This window comes from Inquilinus sp., assembly GCF_057815775.1.
On sequence record NZ_JBYRFX010001049.1, the window covers coordinates 1 to 22,377 of the forward strand.

At 69.7% G+C, this 22,377-nt stretch carries 18 protein-coding genes; 9 read left to right on the plus strand and 9 right to left on the minus strand.

Features of this window, described 5'->3' with window-relative positions; all coding sequences use genetic code 11:
* Positions 1–94 precede the first annotated feature (94 nt).
* The 6 genes from htpG to AC3XYG_RS37320 form a co-directional block, all read right to left on the minus strand.
* Entirely contained in the window at positions 95–1,963 is a 1,869-nt protein-coding gene (htpG, locus tag AC3XYG_RS37295) for a molecular chaperone HtpG (RefSeq protein ID WP_489144956.1), read from the minus strand.
* Between the two features lie 98 nt (positions 1,964–2,061).
* Positions 2,062–4,599, minus strand: a complete 2,538-nt coding sequence (locus AC3XYG_RS37300) for a hypothetical protein (protein WP_489144957.1) — start codon at positions 4,597–4,599, stop codon at positions 2,062–2,064.
* Between the two features lie 59 nt (positions 4,600–4,658).
* On the minus strand, positions 4,659–6,143 hold the full coding sequence (locus AC3XYG_RS37305; protein ID WP_489144958.1) for a hypothetical protein: 1,485 nt from the start codon (positions 6,141–6,143) through the stop codon (positions 4,659–4,661).
* Positions 6,144–6,171: 28 nt separating this feature from the next.
* Positions 6,172–7,686 carry a YdgA family protein gene (locus AC3XYG_RS37310; RefSeq protein WP_489144959.1) on the minus strand — a complete coding sequence of 505 codons (1,515 nt, stop codon included), beginning with the start codon at positions 7,684–7,686 and terminating at the stop codon, positions 6,172–6,174.
* Between the two features lie 42 nt (positions 7,687–7,728).
* Entirely contained in the window at positions 7,729–9,258 is a 1,530-nt protein-coding gene (locus AC3XYG_RS37315) for a hypothetical protein (RefSeq protein ID WP_489144960.1), read from the minus strand.
* Between the two features lie 118 nt (positions 9,259–9,376).
* Entirely contained in the window at positions 9,377–10,882 is a 1,506-nt protein-coding gene (locus AC3XYG_RS37320; protein ID WP_489144961.1) for a hypothetical protein, read from the minus strand.
* 134 nt (positions 10,883–11,016) lie between these two features.
* Between AC3XYG_RS37320 and AC3XYG_RS37325 the strand changes: the two genes are divergently transcribed.
* From AC3XYG_RS37325 to AC3XYG_RS37355, 7 genes are all read left to right on the plus strand, one after another.
* Entirely contained in the window at positions 11,017–13,509 is a 2,493-nt protein-coding gene (locus AC3XYG_RS37325) for a helicase-related protein (RefSeq protein WP_489144962.1), read from the plus strand.
* Positions 13,502–13,879: an RNA-binding S4 domain-containing protein gene (locus AC3XYG_RS37330; protein ID WP_489144963.1), complete on the plus strand. Its 378-nt coding sequence runs from the start codon at positions 13,502–13,504 to the stop codon at positions 13,877–13,879. The genes AC3XYG_RS37325 and AC3XYG_RS37330 overlap by 8 nt, the downstream gene beginning before the upstream one ends.
* Positions 13,880–13,933: 54 nt before the next feature.
* The gene (locus AC3XYG_RS37335; RefSeq protein ID WP_489144964.1) at positions 13,934–14,362 is read left to right on the plus strand and encodes a tellurite resistance TerB family protein; all 429 of its coding nucleotides are present in this window, start codon (positions 13,934–13,936) and stop codon (positions 14,360–14,362) included.
* A gap of 3 nt (positions 14,363–14,365) precedes the next feature.
* On the plus strand, positions 14,366–14,707 hold the full coding sequence (fdxA, locus tag AC3XYG_RS37340; protein WP_489144965.1) for a ferredoxin FdxA: 342 nt from the start codon (positions 14,366–14,368) through the stop codon (positions 14,705–14,707).
* 283 nt (positions 14,708–14,990) lie between these two features.
* Positions 14,991–15,491: a CarD family transcriptional regulator gene (locus tag AC3XYG_RS37345; protein WP_489144966.1), complete on the plus strand. Its 501-nt coding sequence runs from the start codon at positions 14,991–14,993 to the stop codon at positions 15,489–15,491.
* Positions 15,492–15,676: 185 nt separating this feature from the next.
* On the plus strand, positions 15,677–16,495 hold the full coding sequence (locus AC3XYG_RS37350) for a hypothetical protein (RefSeq protein WP_489144967.1): 819 nt from the start codon (positions 15,677–15,679) through the stop codon (positions 16,493–16,495).
* Positions 16,496–16,859: 364 nt separating this feature from the next.
* Positions 16,860–17,747 carry an RNA polymerase factor sigma-32 gene (locus AC3XYG_RS37355; RefSeq protein WP_489144968.1) on the plus strand — a complete coding sequence of 296 codons (888 nt, stop codon included), beginning with the start codon at positions 16,860–16,862 and terminating at the stop codon, positions 17,745–17,747.
* Here the strand turns inward: AC3XYG_RS37355 and AC3XYG_RS37360 are convergent, their stop codons facing one another.
* A complete protein-coding gene (locus tag AC3XYG_RS37360; protein WP_489144969.1) occupies positions 17,748–18,332 on the minus strand; it encodes a TetR/AcrR family transcriptional regulator in 585 nt (194 codons plus the stop codon).
* 102 nt (positions 18,333–18,434) lie between these two features.
* Between AC3XYG_RS37360 and AC3XYG_RS37365 the strand changes: the two genes are divergently transcribed.
* On the plus strand, positions 18,435–19,256 hold the full coding sequence (locus tag AC3XYG_RS37365; RefSeq protein ID WP_489144970.1) for an SDR family NAD(P)-dependent oxidoreductase: 822 nt from the start codon (positions 18,435–18,437) through the stop codon (positions 19,254–19,256).
* A gap of 5 nt (positions 19,257–19,261) precedes the next feature.
* On the opposite strand, the gene AC3XYG_RS37370 is transcribed toward AC3XYG_RS37365, so the two are convergent.
* Positions 19,262–20,602, minus strand: coding sequence for a M48 family metalloprotease (locus AC3XYG_RS37370; protein ID WP_489144971.1), 1,341 nt, complete (start codon positions 20,600–20,602; stop codon positions 19,262–19,264).
* Between the two features lie 2 nt (positions 20,603–20,604).
* Positions 20,605–21,396 carry a thermonuclease family protein gene (locus AC3XYG_RS37375; RefSeq protein ID WP_489144972.1) on the minus strand — a complete coding sequence of 264 codons (792 nt, stop codon included), beginning with the start codon at positions 21,394–21,396 and terminating at the stop codon, positions 20,605–20,607.
* 82 nt (positions 21,397–21,478) lie between these two features.
* On the opposite strand from AC3XYG_RS37375, the gene pip reads away from it, so the two are divergent.
* A partial coding sequence (gene pip, locus AC3XYG_RS37380; protein WP_489144973.1) for a prolyl aminopeptidase occupies positions 21,479–22,377 on the plus strand: 899 nt, incomplete at its 3' end.

Consider the following 22,377-nt stretch of genomic DNA (forward strand, 5'->3'; position numbering starts at 1 on the left):
CCGCTGCCCTTTGCCTGTTCGCGCGCGGACGCGCGCAGACCCCTCCCCCTGCCCCCTCCCGCAAGGGGAAGAATAGAAAGGAGGCCAGCCGCCCTCAGGCCGCCAGGCCGCGGACCAGGGCTTCGGACAGGCGGCGGGAGAAGGCGGCCGGGTCGGGCAGCTTTTCACCCTCGACGATGCGGGCCTGGTCGAGCAGCAGGAAGGCGCAATCCTCCAGCCCGGCATCGCCGGCGGTCGCCCGTTCAGCCAGGCGGCGGATCAAGGGATGGCCGGGATTGACCTCGAGGATGCGCTTGGCGCCGTTCTCGACCCGGCGGTGCTGCTTCAGCAGCCGCTCGAGATGCAGGTCGGTGTCGCCCTCATCCGCGACCAGGCAGACGGCGCTGTCGGTCAGGCGCTGCGACACGCGGACATCCTTGATCTCGTCGGTCAGCGCCAGCTTCAGGGCCGCGATCAGGCTGTCCAGCCCCTCGCCGTCCGCCTCGGACTTCGGCGCCTCGGCCGGGGTCTCGACCTTCGACAGGTCAGCACCGCCGCGGGTGGCGGATTTGAACGCCTTGCCCTGGAAGTCGCCAAGCGACGGCACCGCGAATTCGTCGACCGGGTCGGTCAGCAGCAGCACCTCGATCTCGCGGGCCCGGAAGCCTTCGAGCTGGGGGGAGCGGGCCAGCGCCGCGGCATCGTCACCGGTGATGTACCAGATCTCGTCCTGGCCCGGCCGCATCCGGCCGACATACTCCTCCAGGCTGACCAGCTCATCGCCCTTGGTGGAGCGGAAGCGCATCAGCGGCAGCAGCGCGTCGCGCTGGTCGCGGTCCTCGTACAGCCCTTCCTTCATCACCGCGCCGAAGGCGGCCCAGAAGGTGGCATAGGCGGCCGGGTCGTCCTTGGCCTTGCGGTTCAGCTCGGCCAGCACCTTCTTGGTGACGCCCTGGCGGATCTTGGTGACCGTCGGGTTCGACTGCAGCAATTCGCGGCTGACGTTGAGCGGCAAATCCTCGCTGTCGATCACGCCGCGCAGGAAGCGCAGATAGGGCGGGATCAGGCCTTCCGCCGCCTCGGTCACAAAGACGCGGCGGACATACAGCTTGACCCGGTGCTTGCGGTCCGGCTCCCACAAATCGAAGGGCGGGCTGGTCGGCACGAACAGCAGCGAGGCGTATTCGATCGCCCCTTCCGCCTTCCAGTGCACGGTCAGCCACGGCTCGTCGAAGGCGTGGGCGGCGTGGTGGTAGAACTCCTTGTACTGCTCCGGTGTGATCTCGGACTTCGACCGGGTCCACAGCGCCGAGGCGCGGTTCAGCGTCTCCTGCTTGCCCTCGGCCTCCACCAGCACGATCGGGATGGCGATGTGGTCGGAGTGGGTCTTGACGATCTGGCGCAGCCGCAACGGCTCCAGGAACTCGTCCTCGCCCTCGGACAGGTGCATAACGATGCGGGTGCCGCGGGCGACGTCGTCGGCCGGGCTGATGGTGAAGCTGCCCTTGCCGTCGGAGACCCAGCGCCAGCCCTGTTCTTCCCCGGCGCGGCGGGAGAACACCTCGACCTCGCGCGACACCATGAAGGCGGAATAGAAGCCGACGCCGAACTGGCCGATCAGGCCGACGTCCTTCTTGGCGTCGCCCGACAGCGTGTCGAGGAAGGCCTTGGTGCCGGAGCGGGCGATGGTGCCGAGATTGCCGACCAGATCCTCGCGCCCCATGCCGATGCCGTTGTCGGCCACGGTCAGGGTGCGGGCTTCGCGGTCGACCGCCAGGGTGATGCGGTAATCGGCATCGCCGGCCGACAGATCGGGCGTCGTGATCGCGGCATAGCGCAGCCGGTCGCAGGCGTCGGACGCATTCGAGATCAGCTCGCGGAGGAACACCTCCTTCTGGCTGTACAGCGAATGCGCGACGATCTCGAGGAGGCGGCTGACTTCGGCCTGGAAGGACAGGGTCTCGTCGGTCTTCGGATCATCCATCTCGGGGTCCCGGAGTGTTTTTCGTCGTTGCCGCCCGATATGGGCAAACCGGCGGCGGCACGCAACCCCGTGCCGCCACAGTGCTCGCCTGCGCCGGATTAATTGGGGACGAAGCTGCTGAAATCGCTGCCGTTGACCAGCATCTTGCCGCTGAGGTCGACCACGATGTCGTAGTCGCGCGCGGCCAGGCCATCCTCGGCCGTGGCCTGGCGGCCCAGCATCTGGAACATGGTCAGGCCGGCCGCCGTCCCCGCCCCATCCTCGCCCGGCTGCGCCTGCAGCGCCTTGATCAGGGCGTCGAAGCCGGCCAGGCGCAGCGTGCCCTTCCCGGTCACGCCATAGGTCCCCCGCGGATTCGCCTGGACCGCGCCGCCGAGATGGATCGCACCCTGCGGCGCCGTGATGTGGAAGGTGTCGACGGTCAGGCTGGCGTCGGACTTGCCGAGCACCCCGCCCATCGCCTTGGCGAAGGCCAGCTCGCTCTCCTCGCCGGACTTGCCCGAGGCGATCGTGTCGACGACGCCGGACCACAGCGCGGCGATGATCGACCGGTACGGCACGTCCTTCAGCGACAGCACGATGTCGCCATTCCGCGGGATCCAATCGGCCAGCGGCGGCGGCGGGTCGATCGCCAGGGCCTTGAGGCTGGCGGTGACCTGGCCGGTGCCGTTGTCGCGATCCAGCCCCTGATAGGATTCGCCGAAGCCGGCATGATCGAAGGCGACCTTCACATCCGGCGCGGCGACGTGCAGGCCGTCGAAGCCGACATCGACCTTGTAGCCGGACAGGCCGGTCACGACCTTCATCGCCTGGCCGAGCAGTTCGTCGAACTCCACCGGCGAGGGCTCCCCGGTGGGATGGCGGGCGATCATCCCCTGGATCATCTGCGCCGTATCGACGATGGCGGCGACGTTGACCCCATCCAGCTGGCCGGCGTAATGGCCGCTCGCCAGGCCGACATCGACCCCCTCCTCCGCCACCTTGACGGCGAGGCCGTCGAGATCGGCGCCGTAACTCAGGCTGCTGCCCGTCCCGGCCGGGGTGGGTGCCAGCGTGCCGGCCAGCCGCAGCCCGCCGATCGCCACATCCGGCTGGTCCGCGGCCGGCGCATTCGGCGGCGCGCCGACCTTCAGGCCCTTCAGCGCCACGGTCACGGCGGCGCCGAGGCCAGAGCCCGGGGCGTTGATATCAAGCCCGTGAAAGCCGGAGGCGATCGTCAGCGAGTCGAGGTCGGTGACGACATCCGGCGCGGTAACATGCAGGCCGCCGAGGCCCATATCGAGCTGGGCGCCGGACAGGCCGGCCATGAGCTTCGTCGCCTGCCCGAACAGCGCGTCGAGCTCCTCCGGCGGCGGCTCCCCGGTGGGATGGCGGGCGATCATCCCCTGCATCATCTGCATCGTGTCGACGATGCCGGCGACGTCGACGCCGTCCAGCCGGCCGGCATAGTGGCCGTTCGCCAGACCGACATCGACATCCTCATCCGCCACCTTGACCGCGAGGCCGTCGAGATCGACGCCGTAGCTCAGGCTGCTGCCGGCGGTCCCGGCCGGGGCAGGCTCCAGCGCGCCGGCCAGCCGCAGCCGGCCGATCGCGATATCCGGCTGGTCCCGGGCCGGCGCATTCGGCGGCGCGGCGGCCTTCAGACCCTTCAGCTCCACGGTCACGGCGGCACCGAGGCCGGGGCCCGGGGCGTTGATATCCAGCCCGTGATAGCCGGATGTGATCGTCAGCGACTCGAGGTCGGTGATGACATCCGGTGCCTTGCCATGCAGGCCGGTCAGCACCCACTCGGTCTGCCCCCCGCTGCCGGCCTCGGCCATGGCCTGGCGCAGCAGCGTCTCCACCTTGCGCTCGACATTCGGCCGCGGCGGCGCCTTCGGGTCGCACTGGGCAGCGTCCAGGGCGAAGGCCAGCAGCCGCCACACCCGCTCGCGCAGGGCCGCGGCGTCGACATCCTCCAGCTTCACGCTGTAGCGGGCCTGGTCCAGGCCGATGTTCACCTCGGCGCCATCGCCGGCGTGCAGGCCCTCGGCCTCGACCTGGACCGCCAGATCCTGATGCGCGGACCCGGCCCGCGGCGTGGTCGCGGCGGTCAGGCGCAGCCGGTCGAGCGCAAGGGGCTGCGCCCCGCCCGCGGCAACCACGATGCCGTCCGACTGGTCGGCCAGGTCGAGCAGCAGCGACTGGTCGAGGTCGAGGGTCATGTCGACGCTGCGGCTGTGGCTGGTGACCGTCACCGGCGCTTCGCCGCCACTCGGCCTGATGTCGCACAGGACCGGGGTGTCGCCATGCAGCCGCCAGGTCGTTCCGGCCGGTGTCGCGGTATAATGCTCGCCCTCGCAGTGGATCCGGACCAGCCGCTTGCGGTCCCCCTCATCGGCGCGCAGCGCCAGCACCAGGGCCGGGCCGGTGACCTGGTAGCCCTGCCCCGCCGGCTCGACCGTCCACTGCCCTTCATAGACCGGCTGGCCGATGCCGACGGCATCTAGACCCGGGGTCAGGATCGCCGCCAGCCCCCGCTGCAGCGCAGCGGCGCCCTCGGGTGTCGCCTGGGCGAAGGCGGGGGCCGCTACACAGAAAGGACCGGCCAGCAGGGTGGTGCCAAGGAGGGTGAGAGCAAAGCGATGCATCATCTGTCCGTTTCTGGCCGTTTCTGGCGCCGTCGGCGGCCGGCCCGTCGACCGGAGGGAGTCTATGGCTTCATATCGCGCAGAATTGTGGCGGGATCGACGCCGTTGACCAGGAGCACCGGCGACGCGTCCATGACGATGTCGTAATCCCGCCCCGCACCGCCATCGTCCAGGGTGACGGCGCGGCCGAGCAGTTCGATCGCGGTCACCCGATCCGCCGCCTTGGCCGTCTGCGGCTGCGACCGCAGGAACGCCGCCAGCGGCTCCAGCCCGGTCAGCCGCACCGTTACCGCCCCGGTCGCGCCATGGGCCGCGCCGGCATCGGCCTGGATCGTGCCGTTGAGATCGGCCGAGGCCTTCGCCGTGTCCAGATGCGCTGCCTTGATCTCGAAACGGCTGCCGGAGCGGCCGAGCACAGCGATCAGGCGCGGCCCGATCCCGGTCGCCGGCCCCGTCTTCGCCTCGATCGCCTGCAGCAGGGATTGGAAGGGTATGTCCGTTCCGGTCACCGTGACCGCGATGTTGCGCGGAAGCCAGTCTTTGGAGGGTGGCGCGGGGTCGAGCGAGACGCCCGACAGTCCCAGCGTGACACGGCCGCTGCCGGCGTCACCGCCGATGCCCCGGGCCTCGAAGTCGAGGCTGAAGGTCGACAGGCGAGCGGTGGCCCCGGCGCTGCGTAGGCGATAATCGAAATAGGTCGCCTTGGACTGGATCCGGTCGCCATAGCTGCCGATATCCTGGGCCATCGCCAGCAGCGCCTGTCCCAGGATGTCCGGCGATGCGGGATCGCGCTGCTGCGCTTCCGACAGATCCATCATCCGCATCAGCCCGGCATATCGCTTCACCACGCCGTCGAAGCCATAGTCGAACAGGTGGCTTTCGCGGACGACCCGGGACGCGGTGAAGCGCTCGCTGCCGTCGGCCCCCAGGAAGCGCAGATTTTCGGTTTTGCTGCGGATGACGAGATTGCGCCGGCCGGGCTGGCCGCTGGGCGAGCCCCGGCCCGACGATGTCGATCGATCGAGGGAAAAGAGCGGCCCGCCCTGGCCGTCCGCGGCCTGGACCGACGCCCCCTCTTCCGTCGAGGACCAGTCGGTGAAGGCGGCCTGTGCCAGGTCGACGGTGTTGTCCTCGCTGCGGGTCCGGCTGGTGAAGCGATAGGACCGGCCGCCGTCACCAGCGGTCAGCATGCAGTCGGAGGGCCTGTCGCTGTGCAGGCGGTAGACGCCGTCCGACACCAAGGTGGCCACGCTATGGTCCGGCGCGCAGTGGAAGAGCGCCATGCGGGCATCGGCCATGCTGCCGCCCGTCAGGGATCCCGAGAGGGCCGGCCAGGTGACCCGATAGCCGGCACCGTCCGGTTCGACCACCCAATCCCCGCTCCAGCGGGCGTCGCCGTCCAGCCCGGTGCCGGCGAGCGGTGCCGTGATCGCGGTCAGCCCGCGCTGCAGCGCCGCGGCCCCGTCCGCCGTGGCCTGGGCCCAGGCCGCGCCGGCGAGCCAGAGCGGAACGGTGCCCGCCAGGAGCACCGGCAGGTTGCCGCGCATGTCGTCCCCTCCCCCGAAGGCACAGCCCTTACTTCGACTTCGGCACGATGCTTTCGAGATCGTTGCCGTTGACCAGAATCTTGCCGGCCGCGTCGACCGAGATGTCGTAGTTGCGCGCGGAATGGCCGTCATCCCCAGTGGTCTCGCGCCCCATCATCTGCAGCATCGAGATGCCGCCGGCCAGCTGGGCCGTCGTCTTCTCCTGCTGCAGGAACCCGACCAGCGCGTCCAGGCCGACCAGACGCAGCAGGCCGCTGCCGGTTGCGCCATAGGCGGCGTGGCCATTGGCCAGGACGCTGCCGGTCAGGTCGAACACCGATTTCGGGGAGACCAGGTGGAAATGGTGGATGTCGAGGCCGGCGCCCGCCTTCTGCAGCAGCCGGCCCATCGCCTTGAACTGGGCCTGGGTCGCATCCGGCGAGGCCGACATCGCGCCGATGGCCTGCTTGCCCATCAGCTTGAACAGCGACTGGTATGGGATATTGCTGGCGGCGAGGTCGATGCGGCCGTCGCTTGGGATCCAGTCGGCATAGGGCGACGGCGGCGTGATCGCCAGGCCGCCCATCTCCAGCGACAGCCGGCCATGGCCGTTGTCGCCGCCGATGCCGTCATAGCCGAAGCCCGCCTCGAACCGGTCCAGCGCGACCTGCAGCCCGGGGGCCTTCACCTGCAGCTGGTCGATGGAGAAGCCGGTATCGACCTGTTCGCCATAGGCGGCATAGAGGGCGCCGACCTGCGCCATCACCTTCTTCTGGTCCGCCGGCGAGGGCTGGCGGCCGGGCGTCGCCGCCAGGGCCCGCTGCGCCGCTACCATGTTGCCCAGCGCGGTGAAGATGCCCGGCAGGTTGAGATCCTTCAGCGTGGCGTCGAGATGGAGCCGCGCGGCCGAGACCTGCACCCGCCCCACCGCATCGCCGCCATGCAGCCCTTCGGCCGAGACATGGTAGTCGATGCTCTGATGGCCCGGCGCCGTCCCGGGCGTGCCGTCGCCGGTGCCAGTGATCTTGTCGACGGCGAACAGCTGGGCGCCGTCGGCCGCGGTGCCGGTCAGGCCTTCCCAATGCTGCGCGAACTGGCTGAACACGGTGTGGCCGGTGTCGAAGGTGAATTCGTCGACCCGGCTGCGGGTGGCGAGATGCAGGTCGATCCCGGCCGCCGGGGCCGTGAAGCGGCAATCGAGCGGCGTGTCCAGGCGCAAGCGGTAGACACCGCCCGGGGCGTCCGACACCGGCGTGGCGGTGCCGCCGGTGGCCTCGCAATGCGAGTCCACCGTCATGACGGTGCCGTCCGGCATCGCCTGGGTCGAGGACGAGGCGATCGCCGGCATGGTCAGGCGGTAGGCGGCGCCGTCCGGTTCCACCGTCCAGCCGCCCTTGAGCATGCCGCTGCCCTGGCCCGCCAGCGGCGCGTACAGGCCCGTGAGGGCCTGCTGCAGCGCGGCCGCCCCCTCTGGCGTCGCCTGGGCGAAGGCGGAGCCGGCCAGCCACAGCGGCGCGGTGCCCAGCACCAGCGGGCCGAGCCCAATCGAGACGAGACGGCCCATATCCTCAACTCCTCACGGCGCAGACCCGACAGGGCTCTCGCATCACTTCTTCGGCATCAGGGTGCTGAGATCCGTGCCGTTGAGCAGGATCTTGCCGCCGGCATCGACCACGAACTCATAGTCGCGGGCGGGCTTGCCGGCATCGGTCGTCGCCTGGTGGCCCAGCACCTGGAACACGGTCAGGCCGGAGGCCAGTTGGGCGCCGCCGGGCTGGGACTGCAGGAAGTGGATGACGCCGTCGAGATTGGTGAAGCGCAGCTTGAGGTTCGCGGTCAGGCCATGCGCCGCCGCCGCATCGCCCTGCACCGCGCCGCCGAGATTGATCACGGCATCCGGCGCCTGGATGTGGAAGGTGGTGATATCCAGCCGGCTGCCGGCCCGGCGCAGCACATCGCCGATCTGGGCCATGGCCTGCGCGGTCTTCTCCTTGGCCATCGCCGGGTTCGTTGCCTGATCGGCGGTGGCCTCGATCATCGCGAAATAGGCATCGCCGAACTCCGCCCAGGGAATGTTGCTGGCCTGCAGGTCGATCGTCGCATCGGCCGGGATCCATTGCGCGAAGGGCGGCTTCGGTGCCAGCGCCAGCCCGGCCATCTCCATCGACATCGTGCCGCCGCCCTTGGCCGCGGAACCACCGGTATAGCCTTCGCCGAGGCGCAGCGAATCGAGCGTCACCTGCACATCGGGCGCATTCACCCGCAGGTCGTTCAGGGTGGCGGTGACGTCGAACGAGTCGCCATAGGCCGCCATCACATGCCGCATGACGCCGGCCATCGTCCGCATGGTCTCGGCCGGAAGCTGCTGCATCTGCTTCTCGTCGGCCACGCCCATGGTGTCGAGCATCTTGGCGTAGGCCTGGATCACCTCGCCATAGGCGGAGAAGAACAACGGCACATTCTGGCCGGCGATGCGGCCTTCATAGACCAAGTCGCCGAGCGAGACGCGCTGCGCGCCCGTGGTGTCGAACCCGTTGAACCCGGTGCCTTCCATCCGGAAGCTGACGTCGTGCAGGGCCGCATCCGCCGTCGGCGTGAAGGCGAGGTCGCCGACCAGGCGATCAACCGTCAGCAGCTTCGCCTTGCCGTCCTGGGCGACGCTGAGGCCGCCGACCTGCCATTTGCTGTCGGTGAACAGCTTCTGGTCGAGATCGAAGACCATCTGCACCTGCAGGGTCTGGGTGGCCAGGGTGATCTGCGGTTCGCCCGGGACCTGGGCCACGCAACTGACCGGCTGGTCCGAGTCCAGCCGGTAGCTGGCGCTGCCGGTCGGGGTCGCGCGATAGGTCTGGGCGTCGCAATGGGCGGTGACCGTCTTCGGCCCGGTCTTCGGCGAGACCGTCAGGACCACATCGGTGGCCGGGAACACCACCGTGTAGCCGGCGCCGGCCGGGTCGACCGTGATCGGACCGGAAAACACCGGCTTGCCCTGCACCTGGGCCGACAGGATCGGCTTCAGCATCTCGGTCATGCCGTCGCGCAGGGCTGCGGCGCCATCCGGCGTGGCCTGGGCGAAGGCGCTGCCGGCAAGCCAGAGCGGCACCGTGCCGAGCAGAATGCAGATCGAACGCGTCATGCTTCGTGTCCTCAACCGGATTGAACCGTCGCCCATCACCGGGAAAACGAACGCCCGCCGACGGCGGGCGTTCCAACTCAAATCGTCGCGCCGGCCGATTATAGACCGGCCAGTCGCATCAATGCATGCCCAGCAGCGGCTTGAGGTCGGTGCCGTTCAGCAGCACGTCGCCCTTCTCGCTGACAGACAGCTTGTAGATGCGGGCCGGCTTGCCATCGACCGTGTCCTGCGCCCCCATGGTCTGCAGCACGGTCAGGCCCTGCGCGATCTCCTGCCCGTCCGGCGCGGCCTTCACCGCCTCCAGCGCATCCTCCAGCCCGGTCACCACCAGCTTGGCATCGCCTGTGGCCATCAGCGGCGCCTTCTGGTCCGGCTTCACCACGCCGGTCAGGTCGATGCTGGTCAGCGGCGATTCCGCCTTCACCGACCGGATCTCGATCGCGCCGTTGCTGCTCAGCAGCGCCTGCATCAGCTGCGCGCCGGCGATCTGCCCGGCCTGGTCGGGGCCGAGCGTGCCGGAAGCGTCGAGCATGCTGCTGAGTGCCTGCAGCAGCGCGTCGTTCGGCAGTCCGGTCAGCGCCAGGTCGATCGTCGCGGTGTGCGGGATGAACTGGCCGAATTCCGGCAGCGGGTCGATGCCGAGCTTGGCCAGGTCTAAGGTGATGTGGAAGGTCGAGGCATCCTTGGCCAGGCCGGTCAGGCCGATGCCGAAATCGAGCTGGTCGATCGACACCTTGTTGACGCCGTCGCCCTCACCGGCCGGCGGGGTGACCGTCAGCCCCTTCAGCCCGTAGGTGAAGCCGAAATCGTCGAACAGGTTCGGCGTGCTGGCGAAGGTCTTGCCCAGCTCGGCCGTCAGCTTCTTCGACTGCTCCGGGTCGCTGGTGTCGGGGTAGGTCTTCTGCAGCGCCTCGAGCTTCTTGCTGAACGCGTACAGCGCCAGCAGCTTGGCCGCCGTCACCTTGCCCTCAAGCGTCGCCGAATCGAGCTGGACCACCTGCGCCCCGGTCTCGTCGACGAAGGAGCCGTCGGACAGCGTCACCGTGCCGGTGCTGTCATAGGTGTCCTTGCCCGTCTCCTGGCTGTCGCCCTTGATCGCGATGCCGCCGAGCTTGAAGGCGCCCTTCGCCTCCTTCGGGTCGAGCGAGTGGGCCACGATCCCGCCCAGCGAGCTGTCGAGCGCCATGAAGGTCTGGTATTGCGGCGCGAATACGCCGTGCAACGACTGCGACCCGATGGTGACGTCGATGCCCTTGCCGTCCTTGTCTTCCGGCCGGTAATGCGACGGGATGGTGGCGACCGTGTCCAGCCAGCCATTGTCGGTCGGCGTCAGCACCAGCTCGATCGCGTCGAGCGGCAGCTTGACCTGGTCATCGCCCGAGAACGCGATCTCCGACTTCGGGATCACTGCCTTGTAGGATTTGCCCTGCGGCTCGACCGTGATCGGCCCCTGGAAGTTGAACACCACCGACTTGTCGGCCGGGCTGAGATGGCTGGCGATCCATTCCTTCAGGCCGAGGCGGATCTTGTCGGCACCCTCCTGCGTGGCCTGGGCGTTGGCCGCGAAGGGCATGCAGATGACCCAGGCGGCAATACCGCCGGCGAGGAGATTGAAATTCCGCATCGTGATTCTCTCCGTCAAATCGGGCGGAGGCCCAGGGGCGCGCCGGCCGGAATAAGCTGCGACTGAAGGACCTGACCGCGCCGCTTGCGGCCGGCAGTCTTGCATTAGTGCCTTGCAGCGTTCAATTGTCGCTTATGTCCCTCGCTGGTGATCGACCGCGCTTCACGGCCGTGCTCGGCCCGACCAACACCGGAAAGACCCATCTCGCCATCGAACGCATGCTCGGCCATGCGAGCGGCATGATCGGCTTCCCGCTCCGGCTGCTCGCCCGTGAGAACTACGACCGGATCGTGGCAATCAAGGGACGAGCGCATGTCGCTTTGGTGACCGGCGAAGAGAAGATCATCCCGCCCGGCGCGCGCTGGTTCCTGTGCACGGTCGAGAGCATGCCGCTGGACCGCCCGGTCGCCTTCGTCGGCATCGACGAGATCCAGCTCTGCGCCGACCCGGAGCGCGGCCACGTCTTCACCGACCGGCTGCTGAACGCCCGCGGCCATGCCGAGACCATGGTGATGGGGTCGGAGACGATCCGGCCGCTGATCCGCAAGCTGGTGCCGGAGGCGGAGTTCGTCAGCCGCCCGCGCTTCTCGGAGCTGACCTACAACGGCTCGCGCAAGCTGACCCGGCTGCCGGAACGCAGCGCCATCGTCGTGTTCTCGGCCAGCGACGTCTATGAGATCGCCGAGCTGCTGCGCCGCCAGCGCGGCGGCACCGCCGTGGTGCTGGGGGCGCTGAGCCCGCGCACCCGCAACGCCCAGGTCGGGCTGTACCAGTCCGGCGAGGTCGACTACCTCGTCGCCACCGATGCCATCGGCATGGGGCTGAACATGGACATCGACCATGTCGCCTTCGCCCGGCTGACCAAGTTCGACGGCCGCTTCCCGCGCCGCCTGTATGCCACCGAGATCGCGCAGATCGCCGGCCGCGCCGGGCGACACATGACCAACGGCACCTTCGGCACCACCGACCAGGCCGGGCCGCTGGACGAGGAGCTGGTCGAGCGGGTCGAGAACCACCGCTTCGACCCGCTGCAGACGGTGATGTGGCGCAACACCGTCCTCGATTTCCGCAGCCCCCTGGGACTGCTGCGCAGCCTTGAGCGCCATGCGACGCGGCCGGAACTGCGGCGCACGGTCGAGGCCGACGACCATCTGTCGCTCGGCGTGCTGATGCGCGACACCGAGCTGATGCGCACGGCGACCAACCCGGCGGCGGTGCGCCTGCTGTGGGACATCTGCCAGATCCCGGATTTCCGCAAGGTGCTGTCCGACGCCCACACCCGGATCCAGGCCCAGATCTTCCGCCAGCTGACCGGGCCGACCGGCCGGCTTGATACCGACTGGGTGGCGAAGCAGGTGTCCCGGCTGGAGCACACCGAGGGCGACATCGACGCCCTGGTCGCCCGCATCGCCCATGTCCGGACCTGGACCTACATCGCCAACCGCAACGGCTGGACCGACGACGCGGCGCATTGGCAGGAGCGCACGCGCGCCGTGGAGGACAGCCTGTCCGACGCGCTGCACGAACGGCTGACCCAGCGCTTCGTCGACCGCCGCGCCGCGCTGCTGGTCCGGTCGATGAAGTCGGGCATGGAACTGCTGGCCGCGATCAACGCCCAGGGCGAGGTGCTGGTCGAGGGCGAGCATGTCGGCATCATCGAGGGTTTCGCCTTCACCCCCGACCCGACCATCGGCGATGACGACCTGAAGGCGATCAGCAGTGCCGCCCGGCGGGCGCTGAAGGACGAGGTGGCCGGCCGGGTCGGCCGGCTAGACGCGGCGCCGGACAGCGAATTCGGCCTGGCCGCCGACGGCGTGCTGTCCTGGCAGGGCGTGCCGGTCGGCCGCATCGCCGCCGGGCCGTCGCCGCTGGCCCCCGGCGTCCGGGTGCGCGAGACCGACCTGCTGGACGGCGCCGGCCGCGACCGGGTGGCGGACCGGCTGGTGCGCTTCCTGGCCGGCCACATCACCCGTGAGCTGCAGCCGCTGCTGCGGCTGCGCGACGCGGCGCTGAGCGGCCCGGCCCGCGGCATCGCCTTCCAGCTGGTCGAAGGGCTGGGGCTGCGGCCGCGGCATGTGCTGGACGGCCTGCTGGCCACGCTGACGCCGGTGGATCGCCGCCAGCTGGCCGGCTTCGGCCTGCGCTTCGGCCCGGGCCATGTCTATCTCGCGCCGATGCTGAAGCCACGCCCCACCGCCCTGCGGGCGATGCTGGGCGCCGTCGCCGCCGGCCGGCCATTGCCGGTCGCCCTGCCCGCCCCGGGCCGGGTCTCGGTAGCGGCAGGCGACGGCGATGATGCGGCGGCGCTCGACCTGGCCGGCTTCGTCCCCTTCGGCCCGCGCCGGGTCCGGCTGGACCGGATCGACGCACTGCGCGACGCCGCCGAATCCAGGCGGCGCCAGGGCGGCCTGACCGCCGACCCGACGCTGGCCCCGATCGTCGGCTGCACCGCCGCCGAAATCCCGGCTATCCTGCAGGCGGCCGGATACCGGCCGACCCAGGATGACGAGGGACGCGTGAGCTATGTTCCGGTGAAGCTGCGACGGCCGCAGGCCCGGCGCCCGGCCGCGGTGGCGGCGGACAACCCCTTTGCCAAGCTTGCCCTGCTGGGCCGCCGCGATGGCTGATCGAGGCGATCACGACCACGACACCGAACGGCCGCGGCTGGACAAGTGGCTGTGGCATGCGCGCTTCTTCAAGACGCGCAGCCTGGCGGCCAAGATCTGCGCCACCGGGGCCGTGCGCATCGACGGCACGCCGACCCAGAAGGCCCATGCGGCAATCCGCCCCGGCCAGGTGCTGACCTTCATCCAGGGCCGCCACATCCGCGTGATCGAGGTGCTGGCGCTGGCCGAACGGCGCGGCCCGGCCAGCGAAGCGCAGCTGCTGTACCGCGACCTGCAGCCGCCGACGCCGGAGGAAGCACTGCCCGAGGCCGGCCCCCGCCCGGACAAGCGCGATCGCAGGGCCCTTCAAAGACTGCAGGACAGCGACTAGATCTGCGCCATGTTGACTCACATTTTCGATTGGGCCCGCGGCGGGGCCCCGCGGGTGCAGGACGACACCGCGCTGCGCCACGCCGTCGCCGCCCTGCTGATGGAAGCCGCCCGCGTCGACGACACGCTGGATGCGGCCGAGCGCGAGCGCATCCAGGCCCTGCTGGCCTGGCGCTTCCGACTCGGGCCGTTCGAGGCGGCGCAGCTGGGCACCGAGGCCGAGGTGGCGAGCGCCGGCGCCGTGTCCTGGCACGCCCTGACCCACACGATTCGCGAACACTGCGACGAGCCGGCGCGCATCCGCATTGTGGAAATGCTGTGGGATGTGATCCTGGCGGATGGTAAGATCGACGATCTCGAAGCCAACTTGATGCGGCGAGTCGCGGCGCTTCTATTCGTTACGGATGCGGATAGCGGCGCTGCCCGTCGTCGTGTGCTTGCCCGAAATGGCACCATGACGGTCGTCGAAGGAGAGCCGGAGTAGCGTATGACCTATGTGGTGGGTGAAGCTTGCATCAAGTGCAAGTACATGGATTGCGTCGAAGTCTGCCCCGTCGATTGCTTCTACGAGGGGGAGAACATGCTGGTCATCCACCCGGACGAGTGCATCGACTGCGGTGTGTGCGAGCCTGAGTGCCCGGCCGAGGCAATCAAGCCGGACACCGAGGCCGAGGCGGCCGAGAAATGGGGCGAGCTGAATCGGGAATACGCCACGTTGTGGCCGAACATCACCCGCAAGAAAGACGCCCCGGCCGACGCCGATGCTTGGAAGGACGTCGAAAACAAATTTGCTGAGCATTTCAGCGCGACTCCGGGCGAAGGCAATTAACGATTCGCCGAGTCCGCCGCCCAGCATTGCAAAAAAAGCGTCATGCTAATGCGGGCTCGGCCTTCATATCGGAAGCGCAACGTATTATAGTACGCCCCACATTCCCGGTGCTGATGACCACTTCCGACCCTTCGCCAGATGGGCCGGAATCGGTTTCTGCGTCTTAACTTCCGGCGCAGAGATTGAATTGTGGTCGCGGCGCGGCGAAGGCGCGCAGGGCGGTGGCCGCAAGGCGGCTTCCGCCCACTGGGTCCGACCACAGAGGGTGACTCCATTGGCAGACATGGCTCAGGAACTTGAGTACGACGTCGGCGACTACGTCGTGTACCCGGCGCATGGCGTCGGCCGCATCGAGGCGCTGGAGACGCACAGCATCAGCGGCATGACCGTGCAGCTGTACGCCATCAGCTTCGAGAAGGAGCGGATGACGCTCAAGGTTCCTGTCGGCAAAGCCAAGAAGTCTGGCCTGCGCAAGCTGTCGTCGAAGGACCGGATCAAGACCGCGCTGGAGACCCTGACCGGCCGCAGCCGCGTGCGCCGGACGATGTGGAGCCGCCGCGCCCAGGAATACGAAGCCAAGATCAATTCCGGCGACCCGGTGTCGATCGCCGAGGTGGTGCGCGACCTGCACCGCGCCACCGACCAGCCCGAGCAGTCCTACAGCGAACGCCAGATCTACCAGGCGGCGCTGGAACGGCTGGCGCGGGAGCTGGCCGCGGTCGAGCGGATCGACGAGGTCAAGGCGACCCAGCGCTTGGAACAGGTGCTGAAGAAGGCGGCCTGACCGCCATCGCTTCCGAAAAAGGCGGCCTTCGGGCCGCCTTTTTCATGTCCGGACGCCGTCTTCGTCACAAACCGTGGATCACGACGCGGGGCTGGGACGTTGGGTGTGGGAATTGGGCTGGCCTCGCCAGAGCCAAAGGCTAAAATGCGGCGGAACATGATCGACCTCAACACACCAAGCCCGACGTGACGGGCGAATCGGAGAAATTTGCCCAGCTGGGCCGCCCACGGCGGATCTGGGCCATCGGTGCCGTGCATGGCGCGGTTGACCGGCTGGTCGCGCTGCACGATCATGTCCTGGCCCATTTCGCCCCCGGCGACCGGCTGGTCTATCTCGGCAACCTGATCGGCCATTCCGACCGGCTGCACATCCTGGTCGAGGAGGTGTTGTCGGTGCGGCGGGCGCTGATCTCCCGCCGCGGCATGCTGGCCGAGGATGTCGTCTTCCTGCGCGGGGCGCAGGAGGAGATGTGGCAGAAGATGCTGCAGCTGCAATTCGCCCCGAACCCGCAGGACGTGCTGCGCTGGATGCTGTCCCAGGGGGTCGAGCCGACGCTGCGCGCCTATGGCGGCCGGGCCGAGGACGGCATGGCCGCGGCGCGTGACGGCGCCGTGCGGCTGACCCGCTGGACCAATGGGCTGCGCGAGGCGATGCGGACGGCGCCGGGCCACAACGCCCTGTATGCCGCGCTACGCCGCGCCGCCTTCACCGAGGGCGCCGCACCCGACGGCCATGGCGCCCTGTTCGTCAGCGCCGGGGTCGACCCCAGCCGCCCGCTGGCCGCCCAGGGCGATGCCTTCTGGTGGTCCGCCGGCAGCTTCGCCGGCATCACCGAGCCCTTCGCCGGCTTCCATCGCCTCGTCCGCGGCTATGACCCCGCCGGCGGCGGGCTGCAGCTGGAAGGCATGGCCGTGACCCTGGATTCCGGCAGCGGCCGCGGCGGCCGCCTGGCCGCGGGGCTGTTCGAACCCGACGGTTCACTGGTCGAGATCGTCGAGGTGTGACGATCGGATCGTCGAAGTCTGAGAAGCCGTTCGGAAACGCTACTGGTGCGGCCGTCTGACGGCGGTTTCTCCGCTTCCGGTGCTCACGGACGACCATGTCCGCTGCGCGCCGGGTCTCGAAACCACCGCCAGCCGACTCACACCAGCGCGTTTCCGAACGGCTTCTGATCCGCCTGCCGGCTCCGTGTCGGCGTAACCCGCGCCTCTCTTCCGTCGAATGGTTTGAAGAGAGCACACCGCTTCGATCCGGCGATGGAACAGGTCCGTATCAGGGGGTGTTGGTCTATCGAAGGTCGCGGGGCAGGCCCCGGGGCCGAGGTCGCGGGCACCATCCGCGGCGCCATTCGGCGAAGAGGGGGCGTTCATGCCGCATCTCGATGATCCCGAGACACAGCGCGCCAACCTGAAATACATCAAGGCCTCGATGAGCGAGCCCCTGCTGTCGCGCGAGACCGAGTTCGACCTCGCGCGGCGGTGGCGAGAGCAGCATGAGGAGCCGGCGCTGCACGCCCTGGTGCGGGCCTACACCCGCCTGGTCATCTCCACCGCCTCGCGCTTCCGCAATTACGGCCTGCCGATCGGCGATTTGGTGCAGGAGGGCAATGTCGGCCTGATGCAGGCCGCCGCCCGGTTCGAGCATGACCGCGAGGTGCGGTTCTCGACCTATGCCGCCTGGTGGATCCGCTCGGCGATGCAGGATTACGTGCTGCGCAACTGGTCGATCGTCCGCACCGGCACCACCGCGGCGCAGAAATCGCTGTTCTTCAACCTGCGCCGGCTGCGCGCCAAGATCGAGAATGCCGGCGGCCAGACCGGCATGACCCAGGCCGGCCGCGCCTGGATCGCCGGCGAGCTGCGGGTCGGTGTCGCCGAGGTCGAGGCGATGGAGATGCGCCTGTCCGGTGCCGACCAGTCGCTCAACGCCCCGATCTCGGACGAGGGCGAGGATGACTGGCAGGGCCTGCTGGCCGACAGCCGCCCGTCACCGGAAGAGGTGGTGATCGGCATGCGCGACAACGTCACCCGGTCGCGCTGGCTGGCCGAGGCGATCGGCGCGCTGAGCCCGCGCGAACAGGCCATCATCCGCCAGCGCCGGCTGCGCGACAGCGGCGCGACGCTGGAGGAGCTGGGCCGCCAGCTCGGCGTCAGCAAGGAGCGAGTGCGCCAGCTGGAACACCGGGCGATGACCAAGCTGCGCGCCTCGATCGAACAGCACGTCTCCCGGCCGGAAGAGCTGTTCCTGGAGGAATAGTCACCCGGCAGGCTTGGCCGCGGGATCCAGCCCGCGCAGGATCAGGGCGACCTGCAGCGCGACCTGTCGGCGGACATCGTCGCCATCGGCCGCGAAATCCTTGAAGCCGCGCATGGCCGCGACCAGCAGGCCGGCCACCTGCTCCGGCGTCTCCGGCAGGCCGGACCGCGCCACCGCATCCGCCAGCAGCTCCGCCAGCAGGCCCTGCAGCCTGCCATAGACCGCGCGCACCGGCGCCAAAGCGGGATCGGTCAGGTCCCTGGCATCCGGATTCTCCTTCATCCGGTCATAGCCCCGCCCGGCCCATTGCTCGCAGACGAAGGCCAGCTTGTCCTGCAGCGTGCCGAGGGCCGGCAGCGCCTGCCGCATCTGGTCGAGCGCCAGCTCCCCCATATGGTCGACCGCGGCCGCGAAGGCCTCTTCCTTGTTGGCGAAGACGAGATACACCGACGGCCGGGAGATGCCCGCTGCCTCGGCGATCGCCTCCATCGAGGTCCGGGCGAAGCCATGGCGGCGGAACACCAGGCTCGCCGCCTCGATCACCTTCTGCCGCTTGGCGGCGGCCCGCTCCGAAATCCCGTTCATGCAGAGATATTGACAATCTGACGGGAAGTGTCAAATCTGATAAATGACATTTTGACGATAAATGTCAGTTTGTAAAAATTCGCTTTCCGAAGAGGTGTCATCATGACTGCAAAAAACTGGTTCATCGCCGGCGCGTCCCGGGGCCTCGGCCGGGTCTGGGCCCAGGCGGCGCTGGAGCGCGGCGACAGGGTCGCTGCCACCGTGCGCGACCTCGCCAGCATTGCCGATCTGGTGCGCGACCATGGCGACGCCGTGCTGCCGCTGGTGCTCGACGTCACCGACCGCGCCGCGGTGTTCGCCGCCCTGGACGCCGCGCAGCGGCAGTTCGGGCGGATCGACATCGTCGTCGCCAATGCCGGCTACGGCCTGTTCGGCACGATCGAGGAAAGCAGCGAGGACCAGTCGCGCGCCCAGATGGACGCCAATTTCTTCGGCGTGCTGTGGGTGGTGCAGGCGGCGCTGCCGCGGCTGCGGGCCCAGGGCGGCGGCCATGTGCTGATCACCAGCAGCATGGCGGGTGTCATCACCTTCCCGACCGCCGGGGTCTACAACGCCAGCAAATGGGCGCTGGAGGGCTTGGGCGAGACCCTGGCCCAGGAGGTCGCAGAATTCGGCATCAAGGTCACGCTGGTCGAACCCGCCGGCTACGCCACCGACTGGCGCGGCGCTTCGGCCACCCGGGCGGCGCCGATGCCGGCCTATGACGGGCTACGCGAGCGGCTGCGCGCCGCCGCCGCCGGCCGGCCGATCGGCAACCCCGGGGCGACGGCGGATGCCATCCTCGCGGCCGTCGATGCCGAGAACCCGCCGCTGCGCCTGTTCCTCGGCACCGCCGGGCTGCCCGCGGCAAGGCGCGCCTATGCCGACCGCCTGGCGGTGTGGGAGGCCTGGGCGCCGGTGTCCGAGGCGGCGCAGGGAGGCTGAGCGATCTATTCGATGATCAGCTTGACCGGTGTTCCCACGGGCAGGGTGGGTCCTGCGGCGTCGTTGAGCAGGCGGAATTGCGCCTCCGGCGCCTCCACCTTCATCCGGGCCACCAGCGACGCCACCGTGTCGCCCGGCCCGACCGGGGTGATGGCCAGGCGGCGCGGCCGGACCGCGGCGGCCTCGGCCGCGCTGATCCGGCGGAAGCTGTCGATCGCGCCATGCATCGCGGCCGCGACCGGGCTGCCGGCCCGGGTCAGCACCATGAACCGGTCGCGCCGCTCGGCCGTGGTCTCGATCACCGCCAGGGCCGCGTCCCAGTCGCCCGACGCGCCCGCCAGCCGGGCCCGGCCCCAGGCGGCCTGGAAGCCGCCGAGATCGCCGGCCCCGACATCGCCGACGCCACCGACCGCCTTGCCCCAGACCCGTTCGAGATAGAGGCGCGCCGGCAGCGCCCGCGGCTGCGACAGATGGTCGAACAGCACCGCCGCGTCGTCCGGCCCCATCCCCAGCAGCCGACGCTGCTGCCGCGTCAGCACCACACCCGGCGGCGCGTCCCAGCGGAAGCGCAGGATCGGGTGGATCACGGTCCGGCCGCGGATCGGGATCTGGTCCGGGCTTTCGCCCCAGGGCAGGCCGGTGATGGCCGCGAGCCACGCCGCCTCGCCCGTTTGGCCGCGCGGCAGGGTCGCGGCCTGGGCCCGGACGACGGCGACCCTGTCCGCCGTCTCCGGATGATCGTCGCCATTGGCGGCGGCCGAGGCCAGGTCCGCCCGGCCGACCAGGGCGGCGTCGAGGCGATGATAGGCGTCCAGCCGGACCAGGAAGGCCGGTGCGGCGGCCGGGTCGTAGCCGGCCTGGGCCATGGCCGCGGTGCCGATGCGGTCGGCCTCCAGCTCCTGCGCCTGGTCGAAGGCGGCCTCGCTCTTGATCCCGGCCGCGGTGTTGTCCAGCGGCCGGGCGGCGCGCAGCTTGGCGTGACCGGCGACGACGTGGCCGATTTCGTGGGCCAGCACCGCGGCCATCTCCGCCTCGCTGCGCGCCAGCGCCAGCAGGCCGCGGGTGGCGAGGATGCGGCCGTCGCCCAGCGCCACGGCATTGACCCGGTCCGAGTCGAGCAGGTCGACCGAGACCCGCATCGCGCCGCCAGTCTCGGCATCGGCGACGCGCTGGGCGATGGCGGCGACCCGGTCGCGCAGCGCCGGCGCCTGGTACAGGCCACCGAATTCGTCCAGCACCTCCTGCGCATCGGTGGCCGTGATATCCGCAGTGGCCGCCATGGCCAGCCGCGGCGCCAGCGCCAGCGCCGCCGCGGACACCATCAATTCCCGCCGCCCCAGCACCATCCTCAATCCAGCCTTTCGATCTGTTCCATCCGCGTGATCGCGATGCGCGGCCCACCCGACCAGTCGAGCCAGCCGCGCACCCGCACCCGGTGGCCCTGCAGGGCCTGCAGTGCCGGGCCGACACCCAGGCCGCGGACGAAGTCGGGCTCCATCATCACCGTGAAATCCTGCCGCGGATCCGTGCCGAAATTAAGGTAGGCGCGGCCATGCAGGATCGTCGCCTGCAGCACCTGCCCTTCCACCACCTGGAACCGGTCGAGCCCGGCGCGGTCGAGCGCCGCCGCATCCCGCACGGCGAAATCCGGGTCGGACCACAGGCCGCGGCCGGCCGCCCGGGCGTCGCTTTCGGTCACCAGCAGCGACACCAGGGCGGCGGCGGGATCGGCGCCGCCGGCATCGACCCGCGCCAGGCCGCGGCCGAGCAGCTCCTCCTCGATCCACAGCCCGTCATCGCGCTGCAGCTGGCCCGCCATCCGGCCGTAGCGGTCGGGCGGCGCCAGCGAGGCGAAGCGCACCAGGCGTCCGTCCAGCAGCGCCACCAGCACCGGCCGTGCGGTGGCCTGCCAGCGGCCGAAGGGGATGTCGATGCCGCTGAGGCGGATTTCCGTCCCGTCGGCCAGCCGCAGCGTGCGGGCGTCGAGCACCGCGGCGACGCCGACCGGCGGGTCGTAGTCGAGCCCGTCCGACGGGCCATCCGCACGGGCGGCGCCACATAGCAGAACCAGAAGAAGCAGCACCCGTCCCATGACGACAGCATAGGACAGCCGGCCCGGATCGGCTGCCCCTGCGATCATTCGGCAGCCGATCCGGGCCGCGATCGCTTTTGCAATGTGCCGCCGAGTCCTTAGAGTGGAGGCCCCAGCCGACCGAGTGACCATGCCGCGCGACCTGATCTTCCCCACCATCGAGCCCTTCGCCACCGGCCTGCTGCCGGTCGACGACCTGCACAGCATCTATTGGGAACAGTGCGGCCGACCCGACGGCGTGCCGGTGGTGTTCCTGCATGGCGGTCCCGGGGCAGGCGCGTCGCCCACCCATCGCCGGTTCTTCGACCCCGGCTTCTACCGCATCATCATCTTCGACCAGCGTGGCGCCGGCCGGTCGCGGCCCCTGGGCGAGACCCGGCAGAACACCACCGAGCATTTGGTCGGCGACATGGAGCAGCTGCGCCGCATGCTGGGCATCGAGCGCTGGCACGTGTTCGGCGGGTCCTGGGGCTCGACCCTGGCGCTGGCCTATGCCCAGGCGCATCCGGAGCGCTGCCGGTCGCTGGTCCTGCGCGGCATCTTCCTGATGCGGCCGCAGGAGATCGACTGGTTCTTCCATGGCATGGGCACCTTCTTCCCGGAGGCGCACCGCGCCTTCGTCGAGTTCCTGCCGCCGGACGAGCGCGGCGACCTGACCCGCGCCTATTTTCGCCGGCTGACCGACCCCGACCCCAAGATGCACCTGCCCGCGGCCCGGGCCTGGAGCATCTATGAGGGGTCGTGCTCCACCCTGCTGCCGAACCCGGAGATCGTCGCCTCGGCCGGCGAGGACGCACATGCGCTGGGCCTGGCCCGGATCGAGGCGCATTACTTCCTGAACAACCTGTTCACCCCGCCGGACCGGCTGCTGCGCAATGTCGACCGCGTCAGGCACATCCCGGCGACGATCGTGCAGGGCCGCTACGACACGGTGTGCCCGATCACCACGGCGGACGAGCTGCATCGCGCTTGGCCGGAGGCCGGCTATGTCGTGGTGCCCGATGCCGGCCATTCCGCGATGGAGCCCGG